At 66.5% G+C, this 20,157-nt stretch carries 17 protein-coding genes; 13 read left to right on the top strand and 4 right to left on the bottom strand.

Annotated features, from left to right (window positions below; all coding sequences use genetic code 11):
- Positions 1 to 10: 10 nt before the first annotated feature.
- From RDU24_RS10115 to RDU24_RS10095, 5 genes are read left to right on the top strand one after another with little or no spacing between them, the layout of a single operon-like run.
- Complete coding sequence (locus RDU24_RS10115; protein ID WP_308735632.1) at positions 11 to 727, top strand: response regulator; 717 nt, start codon at positions 11 to 13, stop codon at positions 725 to 727.
- Between the two features lie 14 nt (positions 728 to 741).
- Positions 742 to 1,308, top strand: coding sequence for a peroxiredoxin family protein (locus RDU24_RS10110; RefSeq protein ID WP_308735631.1), 567 nt, complete (start codon positions 742 to 744; stop codon positions 1,306 to 1,308).
- Positions 1,309 to 1,361: 53 nt separating this feature from the next.
- The gene (locus tag RDU24_RS10105) at positions 1,362 to 3,086 is read left to right on the top strand and encodes a rhodanese-like domain-containing protein (protein ID WP_308735630.1); all 1,725 of its coding nucleotides are present in this window, start codon (positions 1,362 to 1,364) and stop codon (positions 3,084 to 3,086) included.
- Positions 3,083 to 3,562 (top strand): MauE/DoxX family redox-associated membrane protein, encoded by a 480-nt coding sequence (locus RDU24_RS10100; RefSeq protein ID WP_308735629.1) that lies wholly within the window; start codon positions 3,083 to 3,085, stop codon positions 3,560 to 3,562. Before RDU24_RS10105 ends, RDU24_RS10100 begins: the two co-directional genes overlap by 4 nt.
- Positions 3,559 to 3,882: a hypothetical protein gene (locus RDU24_RS10095; RefSeq protein ID WP_308735628.1), complete on the top strand. Its 324-nt coding sequence runs from the start codon at positions 3,559 to 3,561 to the stop codon at positions 3,880 to 3,882. The genes RDU24_RS10100 and RDU24_RS10095 overlap by 4 nt, the downstream gene beginning before the upstream one ends.
- Positions 3,883 to 4,018: 136 nt before the next feature.
- On the opposite strand, the gene RDU24_RS10090 is transcribed toward RDU24_RS10095, so the two are convergent.
- Positions 4,019 to 4,861, bottom strand: a complete 843-nt coding sequence (locus tag RDU24_RS10090) for a formate dehydrogenase accessory protein FdhE (protein ID WP_308735627.1) — start codon at positions 4,859 to 4,861, stop codon at positions 4,019 to 4,021.
- 322 nt (positions 4,862 to 5,183) lie between these two features.
- On the opposite strand from RDU24_RS10090, the gene RDU24_RS10085 reads away from it, so the two are divergent.
- Positions 5,184 to 5,501: a hypothetical protein gene (locus RDU24_RS10085; protein WP_308735626.1), complete on the top strand. Its 318-nt coding sequence runs from the start codon at positions 5,184 to 5,186 to the stop codon at positions 5,499 to 5,501.
- Positions 5,502 to 5,600: 99 nt separating this feature from the next.
- Here the strand turns inward: RDU24_RS10085 and icd are convergent, their stop codons facing one another.
- Positions 5,601 to 6,752 (bottom strand): NADP-dependent isocitrate dehydrogenase, encoded by a 1,152-nt coding sequence (icd, locus tag RDU24_RS10080; protein ID WP_308735625.1) that lies wholly within the window; start codon positions 6,750 to 6,752, stop codon positions 5,601 to 5,603.
- Between the two features lie 313 nt (positions 6,753 to 7,065).
- Between icd and RDU24_RS10075 the strand changes: the two genes are divergently transcribed.
- Together RDU24_RS10075 and RDU24_RS10070 are read left to right on the top strand one after the other, a co-directional pair.
- The gene (locus RDU24_RS10075) at positions 7,066 to 8,412 is read left to right on the top strand and encodes a TrpB-like pyridoxal phosphate-dependent enzyme (protein ID WP_308735624.1); all 1,347 of its coding nucleotides are present in this window, start codon (positions 7,066 to 7,068) and stop codon (positions 8,410 to 8,412) included.
- A 128-nt stretch (positions 8,413 to 8,540) separates the two neighbouring features.
- Positions 8,541 to 10,544 (top strand): cation:proton antiporter domain-containing protein, encoded by a 2,004-nt coding sequence (locus RDU24_RS10070; RefSeq protein WP_308735623.1) that lies wholly within the window; start codon positions 8,541 to 8,543, stop codon positions 10,542 to 10,544.
- A gap of 12 nt (positions 10,545 to 10,556) precedes the next feature.
- Here RDU24_RS10070 and RDU24_RS10065 read toward each other — a convergent pair whose 3' ends face one another.
- The gene (locus RDU24_RS10065; RefSeq protein WP_308735622.1) at positions 10,557 to 11,678 is read right to left on the bottom strand and encodes an FUSC family protein; all 1,122 of its coding nucleotides are present in this window, start codon (positions 11,676 to 11,678) and stop codon (positions 10,557 to 10,559) included.
- A complete protein-coding gene (dnaE, locus tag RDU24_RS10060; RefSeq protein ID WP_308735621.1) occupies positions 11,651 to 15,127 on the bottom strand; it encodes a DNA polymerase III subunit alpha in 3,477 nt (1,158 codons plus the stop codon). Before dnaE ends, RDU24_RS10065 begins: the two co-directional genes overlap by 28 nt.
- Before the next feature lie 171 nt (positions 15,128 to 15,298).
- On the opposite strand from dnaE, the gene RDU24_RS10055 reads away from it, so the two are divergent.
- The 5 genes from RDU24_RS10055 to RDU24_RS10035 all read left to right on the top strand — a co-directional run bounded on the left by RDU24_RS10055 (position 15,299) and on the right by RDU24_RS10035 (position 20,037).
- Positions 15,299 to 16,051, top strand: a complete 753-nt coding sequence (locus tag RDU24_RS10055; protein WP_308735620.1) for a TVP38/TMEM64 family protein — start codon at positions 15,299 to 15,301, stop codon at positions 16,049 to 16,051.
- 118 nt (positions 16,052 to 16,169) lie between these two features.
- Positions 16,170 to 16,877, top strand: a complete 708-nt coding sequence (locus RDU24_RS10050; protein WP_308735619.1) for a lipid-binding SYLF domain-containing protein — start codon at positions 16,170 to 16,172, stop codon at positions 16,875 to 16,877.
- The gene (locus RDU24_RS10045; RefSeq protein ID WP_308735618.1) at positions 16,877 to 18,334 is read left to right on the top strand and encodes an SH3 domain-containing protein; all 1,458 of its coding nucleotides are present in this window, start codon (positions 16,877 to 16,879) and stop codon (positions 18,332 to 18,334) included. The genes RDU24_RS10050 and RDU24_RS10045 overlap by 1 nt, the downstream gene beginning before the upstream one ends.
- Before the next feature lie 38 nt (positions 18,335 to 18,372).
- Positions 18,373 to 19,497: an FAD-dependent oxidoreductase gene (locus RDU24_RS10040; protein ID WP_374989757.1), complete on the top strand. Its 1,125-nt coding sequence runs from the start codon at positions 18,373 to 18,375 to the stop codon at positions 19,495 to 19,497.
- A gap of 15 nt (positions 19,498 to 19,512) precedes the next feature.
- Complete coding sequence (locus RDU24_RS10035; RefSeq protein ID WP_308735617.1) at positions 19,513 to 20,037, top strand: 4Fe-4S dicluster domain-containing protein; 525 nt, start codon at positions 19,513 to 19,515, stop codon at positions 20,035 to 20,037.
- Positions 20,038 to 20,157: the final 120 nt, after the last annotated feature.

Below are 20,157 nucleotides of genomic sequence, written 5' to 3'. Positions count from 1 at the left end.
GAGAGTTTTCGTGGAGAGAAAGATTCTTGTCATCGACGACGAGCAGCCGACGCTCAACATGTTCCGGCTGCTCCTGGCGGCCTATGGCTACGAGATTCTCACTGCGGCCAACGGGGCCGAAGGGCTGGAGGCCTTCGAGCGCGAGCGGCCCGGCGTGGTCCTGACCGACATCAAGATGCCGGTCATGGACGGCATCGAGGTGCTGAAGCGCATCAAGGAGATCGACCCCCACGCCGAGGTCATCGTCATCACCGGCCACGGCGACATGGACCTGGCCATCCGCGCGCTCAACCTCGACGCCACGGACTTCATCAACAAGCCCGTGCAGCGCGTGGCCCTGAGCCAGGCCCTGAAACGCGCCGAAGAGCGCATCGCCATCGCCAAAAGCAAGGCCGAGGAGATCAGCGTCGAGGGCGTGGACGGCGCGGCCATCCTCACCATCCGCGGCAGCGTCACCGCGCGCAGCGAGCCCTTCCTGGCCCAGGCCATGGAACGCGCCAGAGGGCTTGGCAAGCCGCGCATCATCCTGCATTTCGACGAGTCCGCCTCCACCAACGGCGCGGGCCTGGCGCTTCTGACCCAGCTTCTGCTGGAGTCCCGGGAGCGTGGCGAGCGGGTGTGCATCGCCGGGCTGTCTGAGAACTTCCGCAAGGTCTTTGAGATTGTGGGCATCGCCAAGCTGGTGACGCTCTATGATTCCGACGCCGCTGCCCTGGCAGCCCCTTGAATCAAGGAGGACGCATGCGAGCATCCCTGAAAGTCTCTGTGTTTTGCGCCTTGGCGCTGCTGGTGTTCGCTGGAGCGGCCCTGGCTGCAACAGCCCAGGGCGACAAGTTGCCAGCGCCAGGCCAGACCCTGCCCACCTTGCAGCTGAAGGTTCCGGTCTTCGGGCAGGACGCAAAGGACCTCGGCGTGGCCGGGAAGAAGACCTTCGGCCTGCAGGACCTGAAGGCCAAGGTCATCGTTCTTGAAGTCATCGGCGTGTACTGCAGCGAGTGCGCGAAGCAGGTGGGTTCCTTCAACACCCTTTACTCCCGTCTTTCCCGCCGCATTCAGGCCGGTGAGGTGCGCCTGCTCGGGCTGGCCGCAGGCGGCAACGACATGGAAGTGGAGAGCCTGCGCAAGACAGGTCTATACAAGTACCCCGTCGTGGCTGATGAAAACTACAAGAATCACAAGCTCCTGCGTGAGCCCAAGACCCCCTTCACCATGATCGTCACACCGGCCGGAAAGGTGCTCTACAGCCACCTCGGCGTGGACGAGGACATCGAGGCGATGCTCGCGCGCATCAAGGAGGCGCTCAAGTAGCATGAACAGGGCGTCTGGGATTACTGCAGCGAGCGCCAGCGGGGGAGGCGGCCATGCTCACGGAGCTTGAGCGCAAGCGCCTGAGCCTGCGCGTCCTGCTGGAAACCGCCCAGGAGCTTTCCGGCATTCTCCAACCGCGCAAGATCATGGAGACCTTCCTGCTCACGGCCATGGGCCCCATCGGTGCCATGCGCGGCGTTGCGGTGCTGGCCCGTCCCGCCGGCTGCGAGGGCATGGTGCTCTCGCGCGGGCTGCCCCCTGCCGAGGCCGAGGCGCTGGAGCAGCGCCTGCCAGACATCTGCGATGCCTATTTCCCCTACCGCGATCTGGACGGAGATTTTCCGTCCTCGAAGATACGGGTCATCCGCCGTGACCAGGCCGGCAGCGACAGCCTGCTGCCCAGGGGCATGGACATCCTGCTCTGCTTCAACGTGGACGAGAGCCACTGCGGCCTGCTGGCCCTGGGGCCGCTGCTTTCCGCGGACGGCACAGGCGCGGGCGGGGAGCTGGACGCGGACTCCTCGACCCTGCTGCACAGCCTGCTGCACCTGCTCATCGGCGCCCTGCGCGGGGCCTTGGCCGTGAGCAACATCCGCCAGCTCAGCGTGGACCTGGGGCGCAAGAACGACCGCCTCACCGAAGCCCTGGCCACCTCCCAGGCCGCCCAGCGCGGGCTGGACCGCCGGGTGCACCAGCTGTCGGCCATCAACGAGCTGGCTGCGGAGATGGCCCACGTGCACGATGTCCAGGGCATACTGGACGGTTTCCTGCTGACCGTGCTGGGCGCCTTCAGCGTGAACTGCGGGATGGTGCTGGTGCTGGACCGCCTTGCGCACAGCGTGGACTTGGCGCTGCGGGGCGCGCCGGACACCGGGCTGTCCGGCTACGCTGCGGCCGATGTGCTGGTCTACAAGGCCTTTTTGGCGTCAGGAGCGCGCAGCGTGGCCCCGCTCACGGTGGATTCCGTCGAGAATCCGGCGGTGGCTTTGGCCGGTTGCGGCCTTCCCTTCGAGGGCGTCTGCGCCATGTATTTTTCGCTGGATCGAGACGTCCAGGGCGTGCTGGTCCTTGGCGAGACCATCTCCGGCGAGGCGCTTGAGAGCGAGGACGTTCAGATGGTTCAGGCCCAGGTGGGCACGCTCATGGGCTACGTCCTGGGAGCGCGTCACCTCGCCACCATCACCGCCTTGAACGAGGGACTCAAGAGCCAGAACGAGGAACTCACGCGCACCGTGAACGAGCTTACGGAGGCCCGCCAGACCATCGACCTGCTGGAGCGCGCAGGCGAGCGGGTGCGGTCTTTCCTGCACGCCGAGGGCCTGCGCTCCAAACGTTTTTCCTGGCTGGATTGCGGGGTGATCCTGGTGGCGGCCATGCTGCTTGGCTTTTTGTTCAACCTGGCAAGCCCCAACGGCGTCCCGCTGGTGCCAGAGCATCTCAAGCGGCCACCGTCCCAGACCGTCACGGCCCAGAAGGCCAGGGAGCTGCAGCAGAGCGACGGCGCGCTCATTGTGGACGCGCGGCCCCAGGCGTTTTTTGACCAGCGGCGTGTGCGGGGGGCGGTGAACCTGACCCCGGCCCTGTTCGACATGGTGTACCTCATGCGTTTCGCCCAGGTGCCGCTGTCCACTCCTCTCATCGTCTACGGCGGCAACATCAGCCGCCGCTGGGACGAGGAGGTGGCGACGAAACTCACGGCCCGCGAGCATGAGCGCGTGCTGGTCCTTGAAGATGGGCTGTCTTCCTGGGAAGCCCGGGGCTATCCGGTGGAGCCATGAGAAAAGACCTCTGGCGTGATGTGTTTGGCCGTTGGCTGGCCCTGGCGTTTCGGTTCTATCTGGGCGGGGTGTTCGTCTACGCCAGCGTCTACAAGATCGGCTATGCGGCGGAATTCGCCGAGACGGTCGCCAGCTACCAGATCGTGCCCGCCTTGGCGGTGAACGCAGTGGCCCTGGTGCTGCCGTGGCTTGAGCTCATCTGCGGGGCCATGCTGGTTGCCGGGGTGCGCGTGCGCACGGTGAGCGCCATTCTTGGCGCGTTGCTCGTGGTCTTCTGCATCGCCGTCACCGTGAACCTCCTGCGCGAAACGCCCATCGATTGCGGCTGCTTCCACACCCTGGACGAGCGCATGACCTGGATGACCCTGGTGCGCGACTTGACTTGGCTTGGCATGAGTATCCACGTGTTTTTCTTTGATTCCCCCCTGGCGCTGGAGCGCCGATATCAGAGCACACTCAAGGAGATTGAGACGTGAGGAGGATGCTTCTTGGCGCGCTGGCCTCGGGGCTGCTGCTTTTGGGTGCCTGCCGCGGGCCGGTGGAGGATATCGTGGGCGATTACGAGTCCGAACGAGTGGACCTGAGCCCGGCCAAGCTGACCCTGCGCAGCGATGGCGGAGGCGCGCTCACCGTGGGAGCGGAGGAGGCCCCCTTCCGCTGGGAGGTGCGCGAGGAGGGACGCATCGTCCTGCATACGCGCCAGGGAGGCGTGATATCGGCCCTCCGGAGGCCCGGGCTGCTGGAGTTGGACATGCCCGGCTCGGGCAAGCAGATCTTCAGAAAGGCCGGAAAGTAGGGCGCGCGGCGTCAGCGAAGCCGCACCGGGTTCCGGCAATAATAATTGCCGACACCAGTGCTGGCGTCACTTCGGTATGCAAAAAGGCCGGAGCTGGGAATGTCCCGGCTCCGGCCTTGCGTTGCGCGCGTTGCGGCTAGAAGCCCCAGGCCGAGAGCGTCGGGCGCTTGTATCCCTGGCCTTGCGCCAGCACGTCCAGAGCCACGGTGGCCATGTCGTCCAGGCTGGGCAGCATGGTCTTGTCCAACTCGCGGTAGTCCAGGGTCTTGACGTACATGGAGCAGGTTTCGCACACGCCCACGGCCACTCCCGGGTACTCCTCCACGCGGAAGAGCTTGAGCTTGGACGTGTCGGCCTCGTCGCAGTAGGGGCAGCAGAGGCGCCGGATGCGGTGCTCGTGCCCGCAGAAGGAACAGACCCCGAAGCGCAGGCCTTCCTTTTGGCGCAGGAAGGTGATGTAGGGCAGGCTGCCGCAGAGCGGGCAGTGGCCGCGTTCGTGGGGCAGATTTTCCGGCACGCGGGGGGCCAGGGCCAGGGCTGCTGCGTTCAGGCCGGGCCAAAGCGCGGAGGCCGCCAGGAAGTTCAGCGCCCGTGGGCTTTCCGGCAGGCGCTGGCGCCAGGCCGCGAAGATGGCGTCATCCCCGGCGGGCAGCGCGCGCAGGGCCTCGGCGGGGTCGAGTTCGCCAGCGGCGATGGCTTTTTTCAGCGTCTGCGCCGCCTGGGCGGCCGCGCCGCCGGTGCCGGCCAGAATCTCCAGCAGCACGGGGAACAGGCCCAGGGCCTGGTCGACGTCGTGCGGAAAGTGTTCGCGCATGATGAGCGGGCTGCCAGCAAACATGGCCTCAGCTGTGGCGCAGGAGGCCTCGTCTGGCAGCTTCACCTTGGCCTCGTCGCGCGCCTTCATCTGTACCGGCAGAACCTGCTCAACCAATGTCACCAATTCTTCGGGCAGAATGTCCGTGGCGCGAATTTCCGCCATCCGGGTCTCCATGAGCCGAGCAAAAGCTTGATCGTCGGAGTGCATTGGACCGTCCTTATGGGGATTGGCGTGGAGTGCCCACGCAGTTTCGGTACTCTAACTGGCCCTGATGCCGGATGCAACAGGGAGCTGAAAAATGTCGTTCTGGCACTTGCACCCGCTGCGCAGGGAGGATATAAACTTGATACTTGAAAGATGGCTTGTTTGATGGTCCGCATGGTCTCTGAAGGGGGAATTGATGAGCGCTGCCGGGGCTTTGACAGGGATTAGTCTTGATTCACTAAAGGATGCCTTTGCCGGGAGCGAGGATATCCTCCAGCAGATGCTTCTCCTCTTTGACGTCCAGGCGCGCGAGCGCATGGTGCAGCTGAAAGCCGCCCTTGGGGGCTGGGAAGTCACGGCTGCTCGTCAGTGCCTGCATTCCCTCGTGAACATTTCCGGCGCCGTGCACGGCTATGGCATGTCCGAGCTGACCAAGGCCCTGGGCGACGCCGTCAAGGCCGACAACGAGGCCATGGCGGGAGAGCTTTTGCTGGCCCTTGAGCGGGAGGCCGACCTTGTCCTGCGCCAGACCGGAGCGCTGCTGGCCGCCTTGGCCAGCGACCCCGCCAGCGTTTGGAGCGTGCAGCTGCCTGACTGATCCGCCGACCAAGACACGAAAGGGCCGCCCGGTCCCGCTCAACCCCCGCCTTGTCGCGGGAGCCGGGCAGGGCCGGGCGGCCTTCGTGTCGGCCATGCGCTACAGGTTGGCGATGAGGATTTCCCCGAATTCCTTGCAGCCTACGGCCTTGGCGCCCTCGATCTGGGAGGCCAGGTCGACGGTGACCTTGCGCGCGCCGATGGCCTTGGCCATTGCGGCGTGGACGAGGTTGGCGGCCTCGAACCAGCCCAGGTGCTCCAGCATCATGGTGCCGGAGAGGATCAGGCTGCCGGGGTTGGCCATGTCCTTGCCCGCGATGGCCGGGGCGGTGCCGTGGGTGGCCTCGAAGAAGGCCAGGGTGTCGCTCATGTTCACGCCGGGGGCCAGGCCGAGCCCGCCCACCTGCGCGGCCAGCGCGTCGGAGATGTAGTCGCCGTTCAGGTTGGTGGTGGCGATGACGCTGTACTTCTCGGGGCGGATGAGCGCCTCCTGGAACATGGCGTCGGCGATGCGGTCGTTGATGACCACCGGCTTCTTGGCGCCCTCGGCGGCCTCGGCCTCGGTCATGGTGAACTCGCCGAACTCGGCCGCGGCCATCTCGTAGCCCCAGGCGCGGAAGCCGCCCTCGGTGAACTTCATGATGTTGCCCTTGTGAACCAGGGTCAGGCTGGGGCGCTTCTGGTCGATGGCGAACTTGAGCGCGCGCCGGGCCAGGCGTTTGCAGCCCTTCTCGGTCATGGGCTTGATGCCGATGGCGGCCAGGTCGTCGAGCTTGGCGCCCATCTCATCGCGCAGGAAGGCCACCACGCGCTTGGCTTCCGGGGTGCCCGCGGCCCATTCGATGCCCGCGTAAACGTCCTCGGTGTTCTCGCGGAAGATGACCATGTCAACGCGTTCGGGGTGCTTCACCGGGGATTCGATGCCGGGGAAATATTTGATGGGCCGGATGCAGGCGTAGAGGTCGAACACCTGGCGCAGGGTCACGTTCAGGCTGCGGAAGCCCTTGCCCACGGGTGTGCCCAGCGGACCCTTCATGGCCAGTTCGGCTCCGGCCAGGGCGTCCAGGGTGGCCTGAGGCAGGTTCTCGCCTGTCTCGCGCAGGGCCTTTTCGCCAGCCAAAAGCTCTTTCCACACCAGCTTTTTGGAATCGCCGTAGGCCTTGGCTATGGCCGCCTCGATGACCGGACGCCCAGCAGCCCAAACCTCGGGCCCAATGCCGTCGCCCTCGATGAAATAGACAACTTTCTCCACCGTGAATGCCTCCCGAACAATATTCGCGCGTTGTCGCCCCTTGGGGCCAGCCGTCGCGTCACCCCTGATAGCCGGGGTTCTGCCTGGAGGCAAGGCCCACGTGAGGAGGCGAGTGAATGCCCGCCTTGACAATTGTCCTTGCCGCAAGTACGCACTCACCATCCCAAAGAAGGGGATGCTCCGGGTCCCGCCTGTTTTGCCTTGCCGCCCCGGAACGAGGCTGCTGGCTGTTCAGGCGCTTTGTTGCCTGGAAAAGCATTGAACTTTCAGGGCCAGGCGCACGCGCCTGCCCAGCACCATAAGGAGACGTGCCGTGGATACCAGAATCAACCTGCCCCAGTCCGAGATGCCAACCAAATGGTACAACCCCCTGCCAGACCTGCCGACCCCGCTGGCGCCGCCGTTGGACCCCGTCACCCAGCAGCCGCTGACCCCGGACAAGCTGGAGCCCATCTTCGCCAAGGCTTTGATCGAGCAGGAGATGAGCCCGGACCGTTGGATCGCCATTCCCGAGCCCGTGCTCGACGTGTACCGCCTGTTCCGGCCCACGCCGCTGGTGCGCGCCAAGAAGCTTGAGGAAGCCATCGGCACCAAGTGCCGCATCTATTATAAGAACGAGTCCGTGTCGCCCGCCGGGTCGCACAAGCCCAACACGTCCATCCCGCAGGTTTATTACAACAAGCGCGAGGGCGTGAAGCGCCTGGCCACCGAGACCGGCGCCGGACAGTGGGGCACCGCCCTTTCCTTCGCCTGCAGCCAGTTCGACATGGCCTGCACCGTCTACATGGTCAGGGTCAGCTACGAGCAGAAGCCCTACCGGAAGATCCTCATCAACACCTACGGCGGCGAGATCTTCGCCTCCCCGTCCATGCAGACCGAGACCGGCCGCGCCATGCTGGCCAAGGACCCGGACTGCAAGGGCAGCCTGGGCCTGGCCATCTCCGAGGCCGTGGAGGACGCCGCCACCCACGCCGACACCAACTACACGCTGGGCAGCGTGCTGAACCACGTGATCCTGCACCAGACCATCGTGGGCCTGGAGACCGAGCAGCAGCTCAAGATGATCGGCGAGAAGCCGGACTACCTCATCGGCTGCGTGGGCGGCGGATCGAACTTCGGCGGGCTGGTGGCGCCGTTTTTGCCGCGCAAGCTCGCGGGCGAGAACATCACCTTCGTGGCCGCCGAGCCCAAGGCCTGCCCGACGCTCACGCGCGGGTCGTTCCGCTACGACTACGGCGACATGGCCCGGCTGACCCCGCTCATGAAGATGCACACCCTTGGCCACGCCTTCATGCCCGCGCCCATCCACGCGGGCGGCCTGCGCTACCACGGCGACGCGCCCATCGTCTGCAACCTCATGGCCGAGGGCCTTGTGGACGCCCGCGCTTACTACCAGAAGGAATGCTTCGAGGCGGCCCAGCTGTTCCTCAAGACCGAGGGCTTCCTGCCCGCGCCGGAGACCAGCCACGCCATCCTGAGCGCCATCGACGTGGCCAAGACCGCCAAGCCCGGCTCGGCCATCGTCTTCCTGTACTCCGGCCACGGCATGCTCGACCTGGGCTCGTACGACGCCTATCTTCGCGGCGACCTGACCAACTTCGAACTGCCCCAGGAAGACATCGACAGCGCCCTGTCCCTGTGCCCGAACATCGGGGGCTAGCGGACTGAGACCGCAAACGCGAAGGGGGGGGCGCAAGGCCCCCCCCTTTTTTTGCGCCTGCCGCGGGCTGTGCCCGGCCTTGACAGCACTTTAATGATGTGGGCAAATCCATAATGGATTTTTCACTATTGTCTGAACTTCTGGTTGTCTTTGGCCTGTCGGTTGGCGTCATCTATTTCTGCCACAAGGTGCGCGTGCCGCCCATCGTCGGTTTCCTGCTCACCGGCGTCCTCGCCGGGCCCTACGGCCTGGGGCTGGTCAGCGCCGTGCAAGAGGTCGAGCTGCTGGCCGAGGTGGGCGTGGTGCTCTTGCTGTTCACCATCGGGCTGGAGCTTTCCATGGCCGAGCTGGTGCGCCTGAAAAAGAGCGTGCTGCTGGGCGGCGGCGGGCAGGTCCTGCTGGCGGTCATCATTTTTGCCGCGCTGGGCCTGGGGATGGGCCAGTCCCTGTCAACGGGTGTGTTCTGGGGCTTCCTGGCCGCGCTTTCGTCCACGGCCATAGTGCTCAAGCTCTACCAGCAGAAGGCCGAGATGGACAGCGTCCATGGGCGCATCACCTTGTCAGTGCTCATCTTCCAGGATCTCGTCATTGTGCCCATGGTGCTGCTCGTGCCGTTCCTGGCAGGAGGCGCGGCGGGCGATGGCTTGCCGGGCCTGGCGTTCCTGTGGCCCCTGGCCAAGGGCTGCGGCTTGGTGGCCCTGGTGTTCCTTCTGGCGCGCAAGGTCGTGCCACGGCTTCTGCACCGCATCGTGCAGACGCGCAGCCGCGAGCTGTTCCTCATCAGCACCCTGGCCCTGTGCCTGGCCACGGCCTTTCTGACCGCGCACCTTGGGTTGTCCCTGTCCCTGGGCGCGTTTTTGGCCGGGCTCATCCTGTCCGAGTCGGAGTACAGCTTAAGCGCTCTGGAAGGCATCATGCCCTTCCGCGACGTGTTCACCAGCCTGTTCTTCATATCAGTGGGCATGCTCTTCGACACAGGTTTCCTGTTTTCCCACCTCGCACTGGTCGCCGGGATCACGGGAGCGGTGCTGGTCCTCAAGGCCCTGGCGGCCTGCCTGGTCATCTACCTGCTGGGATATCCGGCTGGCCCGGCGATCATGGTCGGCCTGGCCCTGTGCCAGGTGGGCGAGTTCTCCTTTGTCCTGGCCAAGGCGGGGCTGGCCCACGGGCTCATGGGTCAGGATGGCTACCAGCTGTTTTTGGCCGCCAGCATCCTGACCATGGCCCTGACCCCGCCGCTCATTGCCCTGGCGCCGCGCGTGGCGCAGTGGGTGGGCTCGCTGCCCTTCGTGGCGCGAATGCCCAAGCGGCCTTTTGAGCGCGAGATGGAGCAGGCCGCGCCAGGGCCGGGGACCGTGGCCGACCACCTCGTCATCGTCGGCTTCGGCATTGGCGGCAGACACTTGGCCCGCGCGGCCAAGTCCTTCGGCATCACCTATCGCGTGGTGGAGATGAACCCGGACACCGTGCGCCAGAGTTCCGCCCAGGGCGAGCCCATCGTCTACGGCGACGCCAGTCAGACGGCAGTGCTGGAGCACGTGGGCGTGGACCGCGCCCGGGTGCTGGCCGTGGTCGTGTCCGACCCGTTGTCCATCCGCCGTATCACCGACGCTGCGCGCAGGCTCAACCCTGCGCTGCACATCATTACGCGCACGCGCTTCCAGAGTGAAATATCGCCGCTCATCGACCTGGGGGCCAGCGACGTGGTGCCCGAGGAGTTCGAGACCTCTATCGAAATATTCACACGGGTGATGATGCGCTACCTGGTGCCCCGCGCAGACATCGAGCGCTTCACCGAGAGCGTGCGCTCCGAGGGATACGAGATGCTGCGCAGCGCGGATCTGCACGGGGATTCCTTCTGCGCGCTGAACCGCCAGTTTCCGGACATGGACCTCAGCGTGATGACCGTGGAGGCCGGGTGCGTGCTGGACGGGCAGACCCTGGAGGAGGCCGGCCTGCGGCGCACCCACGGGCTGACCGTTGTGGCCGTGGGGCGCGACGGCGCGGTCATGGCCAACCCGGACGGCACCCTGCGCCTTGTGGCCGGGGACACGGCCTACATCTTCGGCCCCCACGCGGACATAACGGCCAAGGCCGGTTTGTTCACCGGGCGTTCCCGCCCCTGGCAATGACCGTCGGCCTGGTCAGCTCCCCATCCCAAGCCGGGCGGCCAGGGCCAGGGTTTCCCGGGCGGTCTCGCGCAGGCCGTGGTAGAAGGCGTAGAAGTGCATGACCTCGTCCAGGTCGTATCCGGCGATGACCCGCTCGCCACGCAATTCCAGCAGCTTGTCGCCCGTGGCGTTCAGGGCGCGCTCCAGGCGGGAGCGGGTGTCGGCCAGGGACGGAGCCTCGGTGCCTTGAGTCTCGCCCTGTGCGTTGGAGACGAGCTGGGACAGGGCCAGCAGCAGCGCCTGGGCGCTCGCGCCAAGCTCTGTCAGCTCGCTCGGCAGGTGGCGGTGGAAGCCTTCCGGCGGCGCGTTGACGATGGCGTGGTCCATGCTCCGCATGTGCTCTGCCAACCGGTCGAGAGCCTGCAGCAGGTCCGCCAGGCGCTCCCCCTCGCGGGAGGGGCCGGGCTCGCGGCGGGCAGAGGCGAGCAGTTGCCGGTTTTTGAGCGACAGGCGCAGGGCCGTGTCCTTCTGGTGGAAGATGCGCTGCTGGTCGTACTGGCCGGACATGCGGCTGTCCATCAGCGCGGACAGGAGACCGGCCAAACCCGCGAGGGCCTTGGCCGCGCCGAAGCGCAGCAGCACCCGCGCGCGTGACGGCCAGGCCAGGGACACGCACAACGCCACCACGATGCCGAGTCCCACCTCCAGAAAGCGGCTGGCGCCGAGGGTGAAGGCATTGCCCCCGGCCTTGTGCAGGCAGATGACGATGGCCGCCGTGACCCCGGCCAGGCGAAAGTTCTCGTTGATTCCGGCCAGGGCGGCGCACATCAGGATGCCCGTGAACATGGCCAGGGTGAAGGCGCTTGCGCCCGGCCCGAGCAGCGCCTCGGCCAGGGTCGCCGCCAGCGCGCCCAGGGCCGCGCCCGCCGCGGTGCCGAGCAGCCGCGACCAGCTGGCCTGGATGGAGCTGCCGAAATCGGCCTGCATGACGAGGATGGACGAGAACACGGCCCAGTAGCCCTGGTCCAGGCTGAGCAGCAGCGTGAGCGCGGCGGTGAGCGTTGCCGCCAGGGCCGTGCGCAGGGCGTGGCGCAAGATGGACGGGGCGAGCAGCATGGCGGCGGGGGTCAGCCTGCCTTTTCCGCTTTCTGCCACTTCTCCACCTCGGTCCAAAGCTCCGGGCAGGCGCAGACCTGGAAGCGGTCGCCGAAACGCATGGTGCACACGGCCTCGGGCAGATGCAGGTCCATGAACACCGGCACAGGGCCGGGGTGGCTGGCCAGCACGGCCTTCAGCGCTTCCAGGCGCTCCGGCTCGCAATGCTCCTCGCGCGCGGGGATGCGCACGGGCTCGAAGCAGGCGGCCGCAGCCTCGGACAAAAGCCCCACCTTCTCGGCCAGCATCTTGGACTCGCGCGGGCCTTCCTCCTCGCCGGGGCGCGAACGCGCGTCCACCTTGCCCTCGAAGAGCAGGGGCTGGTCCGAGGCCACCAGCTCCTTGCACAGGGCGTAAGTGTCGGCGAAGAGCGTGCATTCGCCCGTGCCGGTGAGGTCTTCCAGCTGCAGGAAGGCCATCTTGTCGCCCTTCTTGTTGATGTATTCGCGCAGGCTTGTGACGATGCCCGCCACCTTCACCAGGTGCCCGCCCGGCAGCTCCTTGAGCTCGTCCAGCGGCACGAGGTTCAGGCGGCGCAGCTCATGCCGGTAGCGCAGAAGCGGGTGGCAGGACAGGAAGAAGCCCAGCGCCTCCTTCTCCAGGCGCATCTTCTCCTCGTCGCCCCACTCGGGCAGGGCGTCCTCCACGCTGGAGCCGGGCCGGGCGTCCGGAGCCATTGCCCCGCCGCCAGCGCCGCCCAGTAAATCGAGCATATTGATCATGCCCTGGGCTTTTTCCTTGGCTTTCTTCTGGCCCAGGGCCACGGCGCGGTCGAGCAGAGCCATGTGCCCCGCGCGGGTCTTGCCCAGGCTGTCCAGCGCGCCGGCCTTGATGAGCGATTCCAGGGTGCGCTTGTTGATCTTGCGCAGGTTCACGCGCTCGCAGAGGTCGAAGATGTCGAGGAACGGGCCGTTCTTCTCGCGCTCGCTGACGATGTCGTCCACGGCGTCCTCGCCCACGCCCTTGATGCCGGCCATGCCGAAGATGACCTGCTCGTCCTTCACCGAGAAGCGCGCCAGAGAGATGTTCACGTCCGGCGGCACCACCTTGATGCCCATCTCGCGGCAGGCGTTGATGTACTTGAACACCTTGTCGGTGTTGCTCAGTTCCGAGCTGATGAGCGCGGCCATGAACTCGCTGGGGAAGTGGGCCTTGAGGTAGGCCGTGTAGTAGCTGATGAGCGCATAGGCCGCGGAGTGAGACTTGTTGAAGCCGTATTCGGCGAACTTTTCCATGAGGTCGAAGATCTCGGCGGCGGTGGCCTCGGCGATCTTGTTCTCTCTCGCGCCCTCCATGAAGCGCTGGCGTTGCTTGGCCATCTCCTCGGGCTTCTTCTTGCCCATGGCGCGGCGGAGCAGGTCGCCCTCGCCGAGGGAGTAGTTGCCGATGACCCGGGCGGTGCTCATGACCTGTTCCTGGTACACGATGACGCCGTAGGTGGGCTTGAGCGTCTCCTCCAGGCTGGGATGCGGGTAGCTGACCTTGATCTGGCCGTGCTTGCGCTTGATGAACTCGTCCACCATGCCCGAGCCGAGCGGGCCTGGGCGGTAGAGGGCCAGCATGGCGATGATGTCCTCGAAGCAGGTGGGCTTGAGCATTCGCAGGTACTTGCGCATGCCGCTTGATTCCACCTGGAAGATGCCGTCGGTGTCGCCGGAGCAGAAGATTTCGTAGGTCTTGGGGTCGGTGAGGGCCAGGGAATCCAGGTCCGGGGCCTCCTTGCCCTGGCCGCGGATGATGTCGAGGGCGTCTTCCACCACGGTCATGGTGCGCAGGCCCAGGAAGTCGAACTTGATGAGGCCGACCTTTTCCACCAGCTTCATGTCGTACTGGGTGACGATTTCACCCTCTTTCCCCTTGTACAGCGGCAGGTAGTCCAGCATGGGCCGGTCGGAGATGACGATGCCCGCGGCGTGCGTCGACGCGTGGCGCGAGAGGCCCTCCAGGCGCTGGGAGACGTCGATGAGCTTCTCCACCTGCTGGTTGCCCACGGTCATGGCCATGAGCTCGGGCTCTTTTTCCAGAGCCTTGGCGATGGTCATCTTCATTTCCTCGGGCACAAGCTTGGCGATCTTGTCGGTCTCGGCGAAGCTCATGCCGAGCGCGCGGCCCACGTCGCGGATGGCGGCCTTTGCCTTCATGGTGCCGAAGGTGGTGATCTGGGCCACACGGTCGGTGCCGTACTTCTCGGCCACGTAGCGCACCACCTCCAGGCGGCGGCGTTCGCAGAAATCCACGTCGATATCCGGCAGGCTGACGCGTTCCGTGTTCAGGAATCGCTCGAACAGGAGATCGTAGGGCAGGGGGTCGATGTTGGTGATCTTGAGCGCCCAGGCCACCAGCGAACCGGCGGCCGAGCCACGGCCCGGGCCCACGGGGATGCGGTTTCGCTTGGCCCAGTTGATGAAGTCCTGCACGATGAGGAAGTAGGCCGGGAAGCCCATGCCCTTGATGACCTTGAGCTCGTGCTCCAGGCGCTCCCAGTAGACCTTTTCGTCCACCTCATAGGCGATGGAGGCCAGGCGCTTGGTCAGGCCCTCTCGGGCCAGGCGCTCGAACTCCTCGTCGATGCTCACGCCCTCGGGCAGGTCGTAGACAGGGAAGTGGGCCTGACCCAATTCGAGTTCGACGTTACACTGATCCGCAATTTTGACCGTGTTGGCGATGGCCTCCGGGCAGTAGGAGAAGGCGGCCTCCATCTCCTCCATGGTCTTGAAGTAGAGCTCCGTGGTGCCCATGCGCATGCGGTCCTTGTCCAGCACGGTGCGCTGGGTGCCGATGCACAAGAGGATGTCGTGGGCCTCGGAGTCCTCGCGGGTCAGGTAGTGGCAGTCGTTGGTGGCGACGAGGGGGAGCTTGGTTTCCTCTGCGACCTGCAACAGCATCTCGTTGGCGCGGGTCTGCTCGGGGATGCCGTTCTCCTGAAGCTCCAGGTAGAAGCGGTCTGGAAAGATGTCCGCGTATTCCTTGGCCACGCGGATGCCCGCGTCCAGGCCCTGGGAGAGCAGGGTGCGGTTCACCTCGCCCGCCAGGCAGGCCGACAGGGCGATGAGCCCCTCGGAGTAGAGTTCCAGGATTTCCTTGTCCACGCGGGGCTTGTAGTGGAAGCCCTCCAGATATCCGGCGGTGACGAGCTTGATGAGGTTCTGGTAGCCGGTGCGGTTCTGGGCCAGCAGCACCAGGTGGTAGGCCGCGGTGCGCGAGCTGGTGGCCTTTTTATCGCCGCGCGCGCCGGGGGCCACGTAGACCTCGCACCCGATGATGGGCTTGATGCCTGTGTCGATGGCCTTCTGGCGGAAGACCAGCGCCCCGTGCATGTTGCCGTGGTCGGTCAAGGCCACGGCGGGCATGCCGAGGTCCTTGGCCCTGGAACAGAGGTCCTTGACGCGGATGGCGCCGTCGAGCAGGCTGTATTCGCTGTGGCAGTGCAGGTGCACGAAGTCAGGCATGGTGAAGGGTCCCCTTTGCGCGTGCTGGCGAAGTCCTGTATAGCGCAAGTCCGCAGGCTTGGAAACGCCGGAGCAGCCGCAAAAATATGTTGTTATGGCGGGCCGGTACGACAACCCCGATCCGGCAGGCCTTGCCAATGCTCGCTTTGCGCGGCATAGCAGATGGACACTATGGCACCACTCTCCGCACGATTCGAACGCAAGCTGCAGCGCCTCTCCGCCGTGCTGCCCGTGCTGCTTGGCGCGCTTGTGGTCACTGGGCTGCTGGCGCTGGCGGCCTGGCTGGCGCGGCCCCACCTTCCGCAGCCCTTCGTTGATTTTCTGTCCGAGCTGGCGCGCGACGACTTCGAAGCCCGCCGTCTGGCCATCAAGGCCTGGTTCGACTCCTGGGGCGCGGTGGCGGCCTGGGTGTTTATTGCCGTGCAGTTCCTGCAGGTGGTGGTGGCGCCCATTCCCGGCCAGCTGGTGGGCATGGTTGGCGGCTTCGTGTTCGGGTTCTGGCGCGGGCTGGCCTTGAACGTGGCGGGCAACGCCGTCGGCTCGCTCGCGGCCATGCTGCTGACGCGCTTCTTCGGCGAGCAGGTCATGCGGCCCTTCGTTCCACGGCGCATTCAGGAACGCTTCGACGCGGCCATGCACCGGGGCGGCCTGGGCAACTTCTTCATGCTCTTCCTGCTGCCGGGCACTCCCAAGGACAGCATCTGCTTCATGGCCGGGCTGACGCGCTTTCCGGTCTGGAAGCTCCTCATGGTCAACACTCTGGGGCGGCTGCCCGGGCTCATGGTGCTCACCTTCACCGGAGCGGCCATCGACGGCAACCTGCTGGCCGTGAAGCTCGTCTTCGGCGCTGGGCTGCTGCTGGCGCTGGTGGCCTGGCTCTTCGACGAGGAGATCAAGGAGCGCCTGGCCCGGTTCACCGCCTAGCCCCTCCCGGCCGGGCGCGGCCTCGGCGGCTGTTGCGCTCCCGCGCGGCTGTGGTGTATCTTTCTCCTCACGGTCCGCCCGCTGGCGGCGCCGCACCCTCAGGCACAAGGAGCCCTTCATGCGCAGACGTGTTCTCGCGGTCCTCGCCATCCTCGCCCTCGGCGCCCTTTTGTCCGGCTGCTACGGCGCGCACAGCCCAAGTTCTCCCGAGACCCCCGTGTACGAGCAGGGCCTGGTGGACAAGGCCGCACTGGTTGTGCGCGGCATGCGCCAGGACCCCAAGTTCAAGCACATCGAGGTCTATCTGCGCCAGGCCAAGGGCGTGCTGGTGCTGCCGAGCGTCATCAAGGCCGGGTTCATCTACGGAGGCCAGGGCGGCAACGGCGTGCTCCTGGCGCGCGGGACCGACGGCGAATGGAGCTCTCCGGCCTTCTACACCCTGGGCGGCGGCAGCTTCGGCCTGCAGATCGGCGTGCAGGAGGCGGCCATCGTGCTCGTCTTCATGAATGACAAGGCCTTCCGGGCCGCCATCGACACCGGCCTGACCATCGGCGCGGACGCAACGGCGGCGGCGGGCACGGCTGGCGTCACCGGCGAGGTGGCCAGCACCCACGCCTTCAAGGACGTCTACTATTTCGCCGACGTCGGCGGCCTGTTCGCCGGCCTGTCCCTGGAGGGCGGGGTGATCCACGAGCGCGACGGCCTGAACAAGGCCTACTACGGCCAGATCTTCACCCCCCGGCAAATCGTGCTGGAGCATAAGGTCAGCGCCAGCGGCGCGGCCATGCTCAAGGAAGCGCTCACCGTCCCGGCGAAGGCCAAGTAGTGCGGCTCCGCATCTCGTCCGCAACGCGGAACTGCGCACGCCAGTTCCTGCCTCTGCTCGCCGTTTTGACGCTGGCGGTGGGCGGTTGCGCCCCCGCGCCCCGGCCTCCGGCCCCGCCGAAGCCACCGGTGGCGGCGGCGGTGGAGCAGGAGCCGCAAGACCTGCGGGACTTTCCGCAGAACGCCACGGCCCTTTTGGCCCAAGCGTCCGCCACAGCCGGTCTTGAGGCGCCTTTCCTGTCGCCCGAGGCCCAAGCCCGGTTCCTGGAGCGTTTCCGGGCCGCGCACTTCGGCCCCTGGGCCCAGGCCAACGCCACCTTCGGCCCGGCCAACGCCCTCTGGGGCTTGGGCAAGCTCTCGGCCAACTCCCATTACGGCGAGAACCTGCGCCCGCTGGGCCAGGGTTTCCGGGCCGAGATGGAGGCCCAGTGCCAGGCCTGGTCGTATCCTTCCCCGGTGCGCATGGCCATCGCCACCTCCAACACCGACCTGCGCGTGCTGCCCACCATCCGCCCCGGTTTCCTGAAGCCCACGCGGCCCGGCGAGGGCTACCCCTTCGACTACTGGCAGAATTCCGGGGTCTGGGCGGGCACGCCGCTTGTGGTCACGCACCTCTCCGCCGACGGGGCCTGGGCCCTGGTGGAGGCGCGCAACGCCGGGGGCTGGGTGCGCGTGGCCGACATCGCCTACGTGGACGAGACCTTCATGGCCCTCTGGCGGGCCTTGCCGCTGCTGGCCGTGACGCGGGAGCACACTCCCGTGACGGCCCCGGCCGACAAGGGCGGCGTGAACCTGTTCGACGGACGCATCGGCACCGTGCTGCCGCTTCTGGCCGAGGACGAGTCCGGCTACACCGCGCTGGCCCCGGCGCGCGGGGTCGATGGCCAGGCCGTAGCCGTCAGCGTGCGCATCGCCAAGGCCGACGCCGCGGCCATGCCCCTGGCAGCCACTCCGCGCAACCTGGCCCGCCTGGCCGACCAGGTGCTCGGCCAACCTTACGGCTGGGGCGGATATCTGCAAAACCGCGACTGCTCGGCCCTCATGCTCGACGTGCTGGCCCCCTTCGGCCTGTTCCTTCCGCGCAACTCCGGCCAGCAGGCCAAGGCCGGCGAGTACGTGAGTTTCGAAGGCCTCACCGGCCCGCAGAAGGAGGCGCTTGTGCTCTCGCGCGGGGTGCCGCTGTTGACGCTGTTGTACAAGCGCGGGCACATCATGCTGTACCTGGGCCAGTTCCAGGGACGCGCGGCCATGCTCCACGCGGTCTGGGGGCTGAAGACCCTGAGCGACGCCGGGGCCGAGGGCCGCAAGGTCATCGGGCGCACGGCCATCACGTCGCTTGAGCCGGGCCGCGAGCTGCCCGAGGTGGCACGCTCGGGCACACTGCTGGAGCACATGGCGGGCATGACCCTGCTGGCCCCTGGCGGCAATCCGCCCGCCACGCCGGACAGGACCCGTTGAAACGGCGGGACCGCATCTTACTATAATAAGGAGGCGTCATGTCTCAGCCTTCGAACACCCCCATGAACTTCGCCTTCGCCGGGCCTGGACCGGCCAGGTCCAACGGCCGTAGCGTGGCCATCATCGGCGCTGGGCCATCCGGGCTGGCGGCTGCGGGCTTTCTGGCCTGCCTGGGCTACCGCGTGGACATCTACGACAAGCTGCCCAAGCCGGGCGGGCTCATGGTCTTCGGCATCCCGGCGGAGCGCATCCCGGCGGAACGCATCGCCCAAGGGGTGGACACCCTCACCAGCCATTACGGCGTGACCTTTAATCCCTGCACCAAGATCTGCGACCGCAGGCAGGTGGATGACACGGGCGACGAGTTCTCCACCCGCTGCATCGACCTGGACGAGCTGGTGCGCGGGCACGACGCCGTGATGCTCTGCACCGGCTCGTGGAAACCCCGGAAGCTCAACGTGCCCGGAGAGGATCTGGCCGGGGTCTATACCGGCCTGTCCTTCCTGTTCCCCATCCGCGCGGCCCAGTACGACAGGAGCCGCATGTCGCGCATAGAGGTGGAGGGCAAGAACGTGGTGGTCATCGGCGCGGGCTTCTCGGCCATCGACGTGGCCCACGGGGCGCTGGGACAGGGCGCGGCCCGGGTGAGCATGCTCTACCGGCGCACGCGGCGCGAGGCCCCCTGCGGCAGCCACGAGGTGGAGCAGTTCGAGGCCGCGGGCGGGCACTGGCTGGAGCTGGTCACGCCCATCCGCGTGCTGGGGGAGGAGGGCAAGGTCACGGGCATCGAGTGCATCCAGTGCCACCTGGGCGAGCCGGACGAGGACGGACGCCGCAGCGCCGTGCCCGATTCCTGCGCCAAGATGGTGCTCCCGGCGGACATCGTGGTGGCGGCCATCGGCGAGACTGCCTCGCCCCCCTTTGCCGAGCGCCTGGGCCTCGACTCCGTGCGCAAGCGGGAGATCCACTGGCTGCAGATGACGCGCATGGAAGGCGTGTTCGTGGCCGGAGACGCGCTCTCCGGGCCGAGCAAGATCGGCAAGGCCGTTTACAGCGGCCTGCGCGCGGCCCAGTCCCTGTCGCGCTGGCTCACGCTCAAGAGCATGAACCGCGAGCTGGAATACCGGGAAGAACCGCCCATCACGCGGGAAGACCTGCGTTAGCGCGCTGGAGGGGCCATGCCATCCGACGAGAAGATCCTGTTCATCGACTATTCCCGCTGCATCGGCTGCGAGTCCTGCGAGTCCGCCTGCCGGTTCATACACGGCCAGCCGAGGATCAACATGACGCGCACCAGCGGCGGCATCATGGCCCCGGTCTATTGCCGCCACTGCGAGTCCGCGGCCTGCATCAAGGCCTGCCCGCGCGGCGCGCTGCAGAAGGCCTTGGACGGCAGCGTGCTGCTGCACCCCGTGCTTTGCGCCGGGTGCGAGACCAAAAGCTGCATCCTGGCCTGCCCCTTTGGCGGCATCTTCTGCACCGGGCTGGACGAGGCCGTGGCCAAGTGCGACCTTTGCCAGCGCCGCCGGGCCGTGGGCATGGCCCCGGCCTGCGTGGAAATGTGCCCCTGCGGAGCCATGCACCTGGTGACACGGGAGGAGGCTTTGGCCCTGTCTACGGAGGAGTATGAGGCTGCTCACAGGAAGGTCATGGAGCATGTGCGCCCGGTTATCCTGCCCTCGACGCGCCGCGACAAGGAGTAGGGCGGCTTCTGTTCGTGTGTATCATGCTGAAATAGCATGGCAATAAGTTTTTCTAGAAAACGGCGAAAAACCAGTTGACCTTCCGCCCTGGTTTCCCTAGAACCACCCCTCGCCGCAACG

The organism is Humidesulfovibrio sp. (assembly GCF_031082295.1).
Lineage (GTDB): Bacteria > Desulfobacterota > Desulfovibrionia > Desulfovibrionales > Desulfovibrionaceae > Humidesulfovibrio.
The sequence above is the reverse complement of the archived record's forward strand: the minus strand, read 5'-3'. Positions and strand labels throughout refer to the sequence as shown.

Excerpts from the sequence above, each read along its gene's own strand:
- RDU24_RS10110 (WP_308735631.1), top strand. The coding sequence starts at position 742 with ATGCGAGCATCCCTGAAAGTCTCTGTGTTTTGCGCCTTGGCGCTGCTG.
- RDU24_RS10105 (WP_308735630.1), top strand. The coding sequence starts at position 1,362 with ATGCTCACGGAGCTTGAGCGCAAGCGCCTGAGCCTGCGCGTCCTGCTG.
- RDU24_RS10100 (WP_308735629.1), top strand. The coding sequence starts at position 3,083 with ATGAGAAAAGACCTCTGGCGTGATGTGTTTGGCCGTTGGCTGGCCCTG.
- RDU24_RS10090 (WP_308735627.1), bottom strand. The coding sequence starts at position 4,861 with ATGGCGGAAATTCGCGCCACGGACATTCTGCCCGAAGAATTGGTGACA.
- RDU24_RS10085 (WP_308735626.1), top strand. The coding sequence starts at position 5,184 with ATGCTTCTCCTCTTTGACGTCCAGGCGCGCGAGCGCATGGTGCAGCTG.
- dnaE (WP_308735621.1), bottom strand. The coding sequence starts at position 15,127 with ATGCCTGACTTCGTGCACCTGCACTGCCACAGCGAATACAGCCTGCTC.
- RDU24_RS10055 (WP_308735620.1), top strand. The coding sequence starts at position 15,299 with ATGGCACCACTCTCCGCACGATTCGAACGCAAGCTGCAGCGCCTCTCC.
- RDU24_RS10050 (WP_308735619.1), top strand. The coding sequence starts at position 16,170 with ATGCGCAGACGTGTTCTCGCGGTCCTCGCCATCCTCGCCCTCGGCGCC.
- RDU24_RS10040 (WP_374989757.1), top strand. The coding sequence starts at position 18,373 with ATGTCTCAGCCTTCGAACACCCCCATGAACTTCGCCTTCGCCGGGCCT.
- RDU24_RS10035 (WP_308735617.1), top strand. The coding sequence starts at position 19,513 with ATGCCATCCGACGAGAAGATCCTGTTCATCGACTATTCCCGCTGCATC.